We start from the raw sequence: 11,996 nt of genomic DNA, 5'->3' as shown, positions 1-11,996 counted from the left end.
ACCCTCATCCACGTATCCTGACAGGACTGTCTGTTCCGGAATTCATATCTGGAACAAAGTTAAATAGACGAACGTGATGATCCACCGGTTCATACCCGCTCTTCTGCTGATATGTATCTGTCTCTCTGGCGGCTGCGTTCAGCCCGATATGGTGCTCCCCTCGATATCACCTGCTCAGGCTGAATCTCCGGTTCTGGTCATTGATCACACATTCACCTTTGAAGAGAGCGAGATAACAATCAGTCTTCCTCTTGATTCTGGTGTCTATTACGGGGCGCGGGATGCTGATAAGCAGATTTACCTTTATACTGATCTCACCGATCGTGACTGGCTTCCCCATTATTATCAGGCGTTCATCGATGATCCCTACCAGGAGGAATTCTTCTCTGATCTGATCGCAGAACTGCGGCGTGTGCGATCCGCTCTTCAACTGGATGATGACCGCTACCTTGAGCTCTGCTGTGTCTTTGTCCAGTCTCTCCCCTATGATGACGATACCGTCCTTATTGAGCCGAAGTTCCCGATTGAGACATACGGCGACGGCACCGGTGATTGTGATGATAAAAGTCTTCTTCTTGCCGGTATTCTCTCACGAGAGGAGTATTCTGTTGCTCTGCTCCTCTATTCAGAAGAGGCGCATATGGCAGTCGGGGTGAAGGGAGATGGCTGCCGGGATATCGGGGATGGGTATGTATTCATTGAAACAACCCGCCCCAATTTTGTTGGTATTGTTCCTGAGATGCTTGCCGGGGATATTGTTCTTGAGTCTGATCCGATCATTATTCCCATCGGGGATGGAACAATTCGGTATGGGCGATGCGATCAGACGATCGTGTTGTCTGATCTCCTTACGTACTGCCGGGATGAGATAGATCGATTGAATGCTGAGATGGAGCGCGAATCTGTTCTCATCCGTGAGATGAATGATGATATCGGGGCGCTTCGCAGGGAGATGGATACCCTCATCCGGCAGGGGAGGTACCAGGAGTACAACCGGCAGGTTCCAATCTTCAATAGCCTCATTGATCGGTATAATATGCGCATTGAGGAGTATAATCGCCTTGTTCATTCGGCTGAGCGGTATGTTGCCATTCATACAACAATCATCAACAGGATGTATGACCGCTATGGGCTGTATCGCGAGATGCTTAAGGAGGGAATTATTGCCGAGATGAGAGCCGGAATGTGAAATGATGAGCACTCATATTTGCATCCCTCACCCTCAGACAAGCCACTCATCTGTATCGTATGTGATCGCATCTGTTGGAACTCCGGGTTGAAAGGTAATATATTATAGTGGATTGTGAGAGAAGTACCAGAGAATCATATTCCGATCCCAGATGATGCGCCTGGTTGTGGCTGATCATCTCTCCGGATGTATCCGGGATTGGATTCTCAGAGGGTGGGGTTCAATATGGGGTTGTTTGATCTTCTCAATAAAAAAAATGCTTCTGTTCTTTCCTTCATTGAAGAAGGTACCCGGTTCCATGAGAGTGGACAATTTGCTCATGCAGTCGACTCCTTTGAAAAGGCATTATCCCAGGATCCCGGGAGATATGATGCATGGGTTGGCCGCGGTTCAGCCCTCTTTTATCTTGACAGATACTCTGATGCACTCACCTCATTTGAGAAAGCCATTGAGATTGATCCCAGAAGACCCGATGCATGGAAGAATCGTGGCCGTACCCTCCATGAACTTGGCCGTCCTTCAGACGCTATCGAGTCATATGAGAAGGCAATCGATTATGATCCCCGTGATATCGATACACTATACTATCGTGGGCTTGCTCTCCATGAACTTGGCCGTCTTGAAGATGCTATTGAAGCATATGAGCAGATCCTCAAAATCGATCAGAATAATCCTGACATCTGGTTCAGGCATGGTGTTGCCCTTGATGATCTTGGCCAGTATGTCCGATCCATCGAATCCTATAACCACGCTCTTGCAATAGACCCAAGCAATGCTGTTGGCTGGTACAACTGTGGTGTTGCACTTGAACGGCTTTTTCGTCCACAGGAAGCTGTGAAATCATACCAGAGGGCACTGGAGATTGCTCCCAATCATCCCGGTGCCCAGAGAAATCTCCCACGCCTGATTGAGGAGATGCAGAGGAGTGCAACCGGGATATCGAATGAAGCGATCTCTCCTCCTGATGATGGGAGTTCCCCGGAAGCTGAATCAGGATTGACTCTCCCTGATCCCGGATCAGATACTGAGGAGATGCTTCAGGAGATTATGAAGAGCAGATCGATGATCCGGATGATGGGATTGTATCACCAGATGCCAGTGTATCTGATCAAATACCAGTACCTGATCAAATGCCCATAACCGATGAATTACAAGTACCTGATGAATTCCCCGTAACAGATCCCGCTATGCTTCCAATGGAGATGAAGGCTGATATGAATTCTCCGATAGAGGAGCGTGAGAAGGTTGACTGGGCGAAATCCGCTAAGAAACATGCAAGCGAAGGGAGTTTTGAAGAGGCGCTTCTGGCATATGAGCAGGCACTCAGGGAAGATCCGGGAGATGCGTATCTCTGGGTTGGCCGGGGTCTTGCGCTTGAAAACCTTGAACAGTATGATGAAGCCGTCGTTTCCTATGATCATGCACTGAAGCTCGATCCCGGTTTGCCCGATACCTGGAATAACCGGGGTGTGGCTCTTACCCGGCTCGGCCGCCACAAAGAGGCCCTGGAATCATATAATCGTGCACTGCTGCTTGACCCCGTTCATGGAAGTTCCTGGATGAACAAGGCTCGTACTCTGGCAGAGCTTGGTCGTCCTGCCGATGCAGTTGAATCATATGATCGTGCACTTGCGATCAATCCGGGTGATGCATCTGCCTGGTATAATCGCGGAGTGCTGCTTTCTGAAATGGGAGAGACTGAGGAGTCTGCTCATTGCTTTGATAAAGCACTTGCAATCGGGTATAAGACCGGAAAAGAGTGGTACAAGTCCCCCCAGTTCCAAGGGTACATTGATGGCTATGCCGCAGTCTCCCAATCAGATGATGGTGGGAAAACACCAGGATCTATGCCCCCTGAGCGGGATGAAGATAGAGAGAATGCTCTGGAGATGGGAGAAGAAATTGATGATGCAGATCCAGATTCTCTTGCTCCTCTTCCGGATATCACGGCCGATCCCGAAACAATTGAGGCTGCCATGGCGGAACGGAATAGTGATCTTCCAACAGATTCCGGCTCCGATGATGCGGGTCGTCTTTTAGGATCAGAGACTCCCGAGACTGTTTCTGAGGAGTTTGGAGATCTTGAATTGGCGGATGATCTGCCTGAACCAGACGGGATTGGTGAGATGGTTGATGATGCTGATCCTGATCCGTTAGCTGCTCTTCCTGATATCATGGGTGATCTCGAAGCAATTGAGGGTGCTTTTGAGGCATCGGATGTTGATGTTCCAGCAGATTCCGGTTCGGATAATGCGGATATAGTTTCTGGATCAGAGGATCCTGATAATGTTTTGGATGATTTTGGCGAGGTTGATTGGGAAGATGATCTGCTCTCTCCGGATTCTACCTCACTCCCTCCTGAGATCTCTGTTCTTCTCTCAGATATTGTAGGGGATGAAGAAACTGGCGAAATGTCCCCTTCTGCTTTGCCTGATGCTTCCGTTCTCCCTGATGCCGATGATGATGTATCTGATCCAGACGGTGTCGAAGGTGTGTATGGAGATGATATGGTGTATGGGCCAGATACGTTCGCTCCTTCCGGTGATTCTGAGGAGATGGATGAAGAGCTTTCGCCAGAAGAAGAAATGGTTGGGCTTGAAACTGATAGCAGCTTTGCCGAGATCCTGAAATATTATGATCGGGCAGTTCTCCGCAGTCCGGATGATGCTGATCTCTGGTATAATCGTGGACTCGTCCTCTATAACCTCAACCGGTATCGTGATGCCGTCGTGTCGTTTGAAAGAGCCGTTGCTATCAATCCAGACTATGCCGAGGCAGAAAGGAACCGGCGCATCCTGATGGCGTTAATCCAGAAGAAGATCGTCGATTACGAAAGGAAAGGAACCGAGTGTGCGACCGGCGGCAGATTTGATGAGGCAGTTGTCTATTATGATCAGGTGCTCTCACTTGATCCTGAGGCTCCTTCTGTCTGGTACAACCGTGGTGTTGCTCTCCGTAACCTTGGCCGGTATGAAGAAGCGGTTGCATCCTATGATCATTCACTCTCACTTGTACCTGACGATCCCGGAACCTGGTATAATCGCGGTGTTGCGCTCCGTAATCTTGGCCGTTATGAAGATGCAATCGAGTCATATGACCGGGCACTCGCACTCGATCCAGATGATGCTGATACCTGGCACAACCGCGGTGTTGCACTCAGGAAACTCGGCCGCCATGCTGACGCAGTCGCCTCATTTGATCGTGCCCTCTCAATCAACCAGCAGGATGCTGCCATCTGGTATAACCGCGGTGTTGCCCTCAGGCAGCTGGGCCGTTATGATCATGCCTTGGAATCTTATGATCAAATGCTTGCACTTGACCCGGAGAATCCCCTCGCCCTGAATAACCGTGGTTTTCTCCTCAATGAACTCGGCCGCCATGAAGAGGCTGCTGAATCATATAATAAATCGATCCTCCTCAACCCGGAGAATGCTGCTCCCTGGGTGGGACGGGGTATTGCAGAGTTCAATCTGGGCCATTATGCTGCTGCTGTTGAATCACTGAACAGGGCTCTTGGAATCGATCATGAAGACAGCTACTCCTGGCAGGTTCATGGCCTTGCCAACGCACGACTCAACAAGCATGCTGAGGCCGTTCTTTCATATGATCATGCTATTGCTCTTGATCCATCTGATGCGAGAATATGGGTTATACGTGGCCTCTCTCTCATGGGAACTGGTAACTATCCTGAGGCGGTTCTCTCATTTGAACGGGCTCTTTTGCTGGATCCGGATAATCCTGATATTGTTTCCCATCGGGATGAGGCAGCCCGGATGATTCCGGTAGAGCAGAAAGCTCTTATGGTGGAAGAGACATCTTTGAGATCCGGGGTTGAGCCGGGGCCTGTATCCTCTCCTGAGAGAGAACGCTCCCTCCCGCCTGCTGCCAGCTTCTCTGTAACACTTGATCACTCCCGGTTTATCAGGAACCAATGGTACCGTGTTCCCCTGACGATCCAGAACGACGGCGGCGATCCACTCATCAATCTGCTGATATCGTTCTCTGAGGATTTCGCCACCAGACGGCTGATCCCGGTCACGGTCCCTCCCGCAGATCAGGTTACCATTGATATTGGCATCAAACCCCTCTCGGTAGGGATGGTGCCTCTGGATCTCAAGGCTGATTACCGGGATGAGGAAGGACACGAATACACGAGGATATTTGAGTTCTGGATAGAGGTTCTTCCCGAGCCCTGAAGGGATCTCGATCATGGCATTCTCCGGATCCGGAGTGTGCAGGTTATTGATCCCACCTTTCCCTCTCTATTCACATCATTCCCCGTCCAGAATTCTTCGTCATCCTTATCTCATCTGAAATGCTTATCCTACAGAGATGCCACCCAGGGTTATCATCCACTCCAAAGTGAGCCTGTGTTTTCGCCGCAGGTAATGGTAAGAGGCTCTTTTCATCTGTGGATGCATGTACCCTCGATCTGATAGATTCAAAGGAAGTTGGTTCCGGGGTGTATTGGCCGATCCAAATTGATCCCCTAACGCCGATCCGAACTGATCCCCCCTTTAAATACTCACTCTTGGATAATCATATTTAATGATTATGCTTTCTTCTCTCTTCGGTAACTCTTCCCGTTCATGTTCAGGATAATCGCGTTCTGGGTGATCCGATCCAGAATCGCACCGGTCAGTGCCGGATCATGAAACACTTTCACCCACTCGGAAAAACTGAGATTCGAGGTGATGATCGTTGACATCGTTTCATATCGAGTTGCAAGCAGCTGAAACAACAGTTCTGCAGCAGCAAGATCAAAACTCACATACCCAAGTTCATCCAGAATCAGCAGATCAATCTTCTTGAACTGGCGGAGATAGAGTGTCAACCGGTTCTCATGCCGTGCCTCGATCATCTCGTTGATCAGTCCTGCAGCGGTCCGAAAGAGCACACGATACCCGGCTTCACAGGCCAGAACACCTGTACTGATCGCCATATGCGTCTTGCCAGTCCCGGCATTTCCAATGAGGATCACGTTCCTTCTCTCGGGGATGAAACCAAGATTCCTCAATCCAGGCACCGCATGTTTCCCATCCTCGGGAAGGTGCTCTCCAACCAGATCCTCAAATCTCTTCATCGTTGGAAATCCTGCCTGCCTCAGAGCACGCATCTGGCGATTCACCTTTCGTTTCTCCTGTTCAGCCTCGAGTGCCGAGATAAATATCTCCTCAATATCAGGTCTGTCAGGATAATTCTCCAGGATATACGAATGAACGCCACCAATACGGAGCTCTTTGCAGAGGAAATCGAGATTCATTCTCTCCGCCTCCTGAGGAGGTCGTCATAGGTATCCAGATCTGGTTTGGGTACAGAGAAGGCATCCTGAAAATCAAAAGGTTCAATCATCTGAACTGGATTCTGGAAGAGGAAGAATCTGAGTGTATCATAGGTGATGGGCATATTCTCTTCACTCAGCAGATCCAGAACTCCACAGAACGCCTCTTCTGAAGTGTCATTGACCAGATCAAGGATGGGGAGGAACTCTTTTGGATCACCTCGACACTGATGGGTGAAGAGATGCTTGAGTCGTGGATCACATTGGTTGAATACTTTTGAATTGGCAAGCGCTCTTGGTTTTCGGTGGAACGTCTTGATGTAATGACGGATATCCGAGACCGGCTCCGGGCTGTTTGAACGGCGGGGATGAGTGGCAATGACCTGTTCACCATCGATCAGGCGGACGGTGTCAACATACGCCTGCATGGTGATTGTCCTGCCACGATAGGTTGTCGGAACGGAATAGAAGGTGTTCTCGTATCGAACCATGGAATATTTGTTCAGGGTGGCTCTTCTGGTGTGACAGTTTGTATATTCAAGTGAAGGAAGGGGTTTCATGTGTGTACGTTCAACCTCCAGCCCCTCAGCCGGTGTCAGGTCACGGCGGTATGCCGGAAGATGGTTGATCTCATCAATACAGGTGGAGAACCACTGGCACGCCTCCTGGAACGTGTCAAATGAGTCACGTTCACCGAACGCATATCTCCGGATATAGCCAACAGTCTCTTCATCTGTGCCTTTTTCCTGAGGTGAGGCAGCATTGCATACATGAGGTGTAAACCCATAATGTACTGCAAAACGAAGGAAATTGTCATTCAGCCGTTTCAACCGGGAATTATAGACGACACCGAGCCGATCATAGAAGATGGTCTCTGGAACGGCTCCAATTTCATTGAAAAAGTCGATATGGGTCTGGACTACTTCCAGATGTCCTGAATGCCGGAATAAACGGCCAAATCGATACAGAGAGAAGGGTAAGACCATTCCTCCACAGGAGAATGTGCACTCTTCACGCCCAATACACAGCACAACGTCTGCAAAGTCGAATTCGCCACGCCATCCTACGGGAGGTTCCTGTTCAATGAATGTCTCACGGAACGAGTGTTCTCTTTTCCAGCGACGGACCTCATCTTTGACGGTAGTATAGCCGATCGAGTAACCATCTCGCGTTGTGAGGAGCTGATGGATGCGTTTTGCAGTGATACGTTGTTTCCCACGATTACACTCACTCGATTCGAGGTATCCATGGATTTTCTTTTTTACCTCATCGGTGAGGACGCGGGAAGGTTGGATTACCACAGGATTGGCTGTGAGAAAGTCAGGGAGTTCTCCATTCTCCATCTGTTTCATCTGGCGAAGATAGCGTCTCACGGTATTGATGGACACATCAAGGCGTTGTGCGGTCTTTTTGATACTCCCATATTTCTCATAACAGTCGAGGATCTCTTTGATTTCTACCATTTCTTTCACCCTTTGTGCCACCTCATACCCTATTTAAAGGGAAGTGGCGGTTTTTGGCAAAAAGGGGGATCAATTTGGATCGGCGCACCTATATAAAGGGGGGATCAAAAGGAATCGGCGAAAACACCGGGGGGGTACGTCTCCGCTATGCTCTCAGAAATGAACCTATGCGCACCTGAGATTAAAAATAGAGAACAACCGGAAAAGGGTGTCTGATTCTGGGTTATTCTTCAATATAGTAACCTTCTTTTGGAACAAGAATCTCGAACCTTGCCCCTTTTCCGGGCTCACCATTCTCGGTGATGGAGATCCTGGTGAGGGTTAATATCTCCTGCACAAGGAAGAGACCGTACCCGGTATTCTTTCCAAAACCCCGGTCAAATATCCTTTTCTTTTCTTCATGCGGGATGCCGGGGCCGTTGTCCTCATAGGTGATCGTCAGTCCTGACCCGGTCTCCCTGCACCGGATCCGTATCTGATCAGCTCCTTCTCCATGGCGGAGGGTGTTATCGATTAAGTTTGAAAAGACCTTCTGGATCATCGGATCTGCCAGAATCCTGGTTTTTGGTCCTTCATAGCTGATATGAATCCCCTGTTCGCAACTCTTCTCGATCGTGCTCCCGATGGGTGTCCATACCGGCTCGCTGACGCCAAGCTGTTCATATTCGCGGGTGAAGATGATCTGCCCCTCAATTGCAGATACTGCATCAATTACATTTTCAAGATATTTTGAGATGGTGGAGCCTGCATCGATTTCACGTATGAGATCGAGGTATCCCTGCGCGATCATGATATTGTTTAGGATGTCGTGGCGGGTGATGCTTGAGAGAAGGTGGAGTTTATTGTTTGTCAGGCGGAGTGTCTCCTCTATCTGTTTCTTCTCGGTAATGTCACGACCAACAGACTGATACTCCCTGATATGTCCATATTCGTCAAATATTGCCCGATCATTCCACTGCTGCCACCTGATTTCCCCATCGGGCATGATGATCCGGTGCTCGATGGTTCCGATGGGGTGCTCACGTGTGAGTGATGCAAAGAACGTGTTGACCTTCTCTGAATCTTCAGGGTGGATATCTGGTGAGAAGTTTTCTCCAAGCAGTTGATCCTTTGTTGTACCGAAGTATCGTGCATAGGCATCATTGACGAGGATATGGGTCCCATCCGGCTTGAACCGGCAGATGAACTCGGACTGGTTCTCGATGACTGCCTGGTACCGCTCCTCGCTCTCCCTGAGTGCAGTCTGTGTGGTTACGATCTCATCAAGCTGCTGGCGAATCTCCTCCTCGGTTGCTGCGAGCTGTTCATATGATGCCTGGAGCTCCATATTCTTCTGCTGAAGCTCCAGCTCCCGATCCATCACGTCTGTTATGTCCCTGCCAACGGACTGGTACTCCTTGAGAATCCCTTTCTCATCATAGATCGCCCGCGTGTTCCACCGCTGCCAGACGATCCGCCCATCCGGCATAATGACCCGTTGTTCGCTGAAAGCGGATGGGTTCTCCGGTGTCAGGGAGGAAAAGAGCCGGGTAACACTTTTTCGATCATCCGGGTGAATTCGTGGCTTGAACCGGGTGCCGATGATCTCCTCATCCTGCATCCCAAAGAAGGTGCTGTATGCCTCGTTCACAAAGAGATGCGTTCCATCTGGTTTGAACCTGCAGATAAACTCGGTCTGAGCCTCGACGACATTTCTGTACCGCTCTTCGCTCTCCTTGAGGGCCTTTTCAGTTTTCTTTCGTTCGATTGCGTATTGTATCTTATTCTGGAGCTCGGCAAACTGCGATCTCGGATCTCCTCCCTTCTGCATATAGAAGTCAGCACCATTGTTGAATGCCTCGATCACCACATCTTCACGGCTTTTTCCGGTGAAGATGATGAAGGGTGTTTCATTGCCGTTCTGCCGGAGATGTTTGAGGAACTGGATACCGTTCATTCCGGGCATCTGGTAATCTGAGATGATCGCATCAAATGGCTGGGTGGAGAGGATCTGTATTGCATCCAGTGCACTCTCGCAGGTGGAGACGGCTAACTTCGGGTTCTTCTCGAGGAAGAGCCGCCCTATTCTGAGCAGATCGGGCTCATCATCAATGTAGAGGAGTGTATGTGAAGTCATGGTCAGACCCCTGATGGGATGCCAATTGGAAACAGAGAAAAAATGTTCGGGTATCCCTTATAGAAAAGTGTTGAGCTCATCTGTTTATGAATGTTTGTATGGCATTTTTCCGAAATATCGATAGTATGGCTCTTGATTTCGTTATATGCTTCTCTACTTTTTTTATTACTTATATAAAGATGGGTGGTTATATTTATAATACTGATTCTTATGTGTTATATAAATGTGTGCTTCTCAGGCGCCCACTCCTTCATGGAGGCGTATTGAGAAAGAAAGAGGGGTCCCTGCTTTCTCATTGGCTTAGTGTTTTGGATATCCCATATACATGAGTTTTTCTTTGATCTCGTCAAGGATTGCGGGATCATCAATTGTTGCCGGAACCGTATAGGGGGTGCCGTCTGCAATCTTCTTGATCGTGCCGCGCAGGATCTTTCCTGACCGTGTCTTTGGGAGGCGTTTTACGACTGCAACCTCTTTAAATGATGCAATTGGCCCGATCTTCTGCCGCACAAGTGCAATGAGCTCAGATTTGATGGCCATCTCATCACGCTCCACCCCGGCCTTCAGGAGAACAAAGCCAAGCGGTACCTCCCCTTTGACTGGATCGTGGACGCCGGAGACGGCACATTCAGCAACATCAGATGGGATGCAAGCACCTCTTCCATCGCGCCGGTCGAGAGCCGGTGCCCCGCCACATTGATGATATCGTCAGTCCGCCCCATGATCCAGAGATACCCATCCTCATCGATGAAGCCGGCATCGGATGTCAGGTAATAACCCGGATATGCCGAGAAGTAGGTGGTGGCGAAATCTGTATCATTTTTCCAGAGCGTGGTGAAACAGCCTGGTGGAAGCGGGAGCCTGACGACGACATTCCCTGTTACTCCGGCAGGAACGCTTCTCCCTTCGGTGTCTAGCACCTCTATCCTGTAGCCGGGAACCGGTTTTGTGCATGATCCGGGTTTCACCGGAAGCAGCTCAAGCCCGGCGCAGTTGGCTCCGATCGCCCAGCCGGTTTCTGTCTGCCACCAGTGATCGATCACCGGCACATTGAGCTTCTCTTCTGCCCAGAGCAGGGTGTCAGGATCGCACCGCTCGCCAGCTAAAAAGAGCGTTCTCAGGGATGAGAGATCATATCTTCTTATGTATGAACCATCGGGATCTTCTTTCCTGATCGCCCGGAATGCGGTTGGGGCACAGAAGAGGACAGATACGCCATGCTCGGTGATCACCCGCCAGAATGCTCCCGGATCCGGGGTGCCGACAGACTTTCCTTCATAGAGGATCGTCGTGCACCCATGCAGAAGCGGTCCGTACACGATATAGGAATGGCCGACGACCCAGCCGATATCGGAGGCGGCCCAGTAGACCTCTCCGGGTTTCATTCCATAGATCTGCTCCATGCTCCAGGAGAGTGCCACCAGGTGGCCGCCGTTGTCCCGAACCACCCCTTTTGGCTTGCCGGTGGTGCCCGAGGTATAGAGGAGGTACAGGGGATCGGTTGCTTTCACCGGGATGCAGGCGGCAGGTTCTGCATCGTTCAGCTGATCCCAGGCGATATCCTGATCTTCCTTTAGATCAATGAGGTGCTCTTTCCGCTGGACATAGATGCATGCCGAGGGTCTGTGGGTGCAGAGGGCGAGTGCTCCGTCAAGGAGCGGCTTGTAGGGGATGATCCGGTCCACTTCGATCCCGCATGATGCGGTGATGATGATCTTTGGCTCTGCATCCTCGATCCGTTTTGCCAGCTCGCGGGAGGCGAACCCGCCGAAGACGACTGAGTGGATGGCACCGATCCGGGCAGAGGCGAGCATTGCGATGACCGCCTCTGGAATCATCGGCATATAGATGACGATCCGATCCCCTTTCTGCACGCCAAGCTTCCGGAGGCCCCCGGCAGAGCGGGCAACGAGGTCCCGCAGCTCGGTGTAGGTGTATTTTCGGATC

General features: G+C 50.3%; 8 protein-coding genes. 3 read left to right on the top strand and 5 right to left on the bottom strand.

Annotation, left to right across the window (positions count from 1 at the left end; translation table 11 throughout):
• Positions 1-76: 76 nt before the first annotated feature.
• From ACZ44I_RS07675 to ACZ44I_RS07665, 3 genes are all read left to right on the top strand, one after another.
• The gene (locus ACZ44I_RS07675; RefSeq protein WP_464551107.1) at positions 77-1,189 is read left to right on the top strand and encodes a hypothetical protein; all 1,113 of its coding nucleotides are present in this window, start codon (positions 77-79) and stop codon (positions 1,187-1,189) included.
• A 225-nt stretch (positions 1,190-1,414) separates the two neighbouring features.
• Positions 1,415-2,329 carry a tetratricopeptide repeat protein gene (locus ACZ44I_RS07670; protein ID WP_464551109.1) on the top strand — a complete coding sequence of 305 codons (915 nt, stop codon included), beginning with the start codon at positions 1,415-1,417 and terminating at the stop codon, positions 2,327-2,329.
• Between the two features lie 74 nt (positions 2,330-2,403).
• A complete protein-coding gene (locus ACZ44I_RS07665) occupies positions 2,404-5,385 on the top strand; it encodes a tetratricopeptide repeat protein (protein ID WP_464551111.1) in 2,982 nt (993 codons plus the stop codon).
• Between the two features lie 356 nt (positions 5,386-5,741).
• On the opposite strand, the gene istB is transcribed toward ACZ44I_RS07665, so the two are convergent.
• The 5 genes from istB to ACZ44I_RS07640 all read right to left on the bottom strand — a co-directional run bounded on the left by istB (position 5,742) and on the right by ACZ44I_RS07640 (position 11,995).
• Positions 5,742-6,452 carry an IS21-like element helper ATPase IstB gene (gene istB, locus ACZ44I_RS07660; RefSeq protein WP_464551378.1) on the bottom strand — a complete coding sequence of 237 codons (711 nt, stop codon included), beginning with the start codon at positions 6,450-6,452 and terminating at the stop codon, positions 5,742-5,744.
• Positions 6,449-7,933, bottom strand: a complete 1,485-nt coding sequence (gene istA, locus ACZ44I_RS07655; protein WP_464576460.1) for an IS21 family transposase — start codon at positions 7,931-7,933, stop codon at positions 6,449-6,451. The genes istB and istA overlap by 4 nt, the downstream gene beginning before the upstream one ends.
• A 223-nt stretch (positions 7,934-8,156) precedes the next feature.
• Positions 8,157-10,049, bottom strand: coding sequence for a PAS domain S-box protein (locus ACZ44I_RS07650; protein WP_464551115.1), 1,893 nt, complete (start codon positions 10,047-10,049; stop codon positions 8,157-8,159).
• A gap of 300 nt (positions 10,050-10,349) precedes the next feature.
• Positions 10,350-10,697 carry an AMP-binding enzyme gene (locus tag ACZ44I_RS07645; RefSeq protein WP_464551638.1) on the bottom strand — a complete coding sequence of 116 codons (348 nt, stop codon included), beginning with the start codon at positions 10,695-10,697 and terminating at the stop codon, positions 10,350-10,352.
• The gene (locus ACZ44I_RS07640; protein ID WP_464576622.1) at positions 10,613-11,995 is read right to left on the bottom strand and encodes an AMP-binding protein; all 1,383 of its coding nucleotides are present in this window, start codon (positions 11,993-11,995) and stop codon (positions 10,613-10,615) included. Before ACZ44I_RS07640 ends, ACZ44I_RS07645 begins: the two co-directional genes overlap by 85 nt.
• Position 11,996 lies beyond the last annotated feature (1 nt).

Source organism: Methanocalculus pumilus (assembly GCF_055382585.1).
This window is presented reverse-complemented; position numbering and strand designations above follow the sequence as displayed.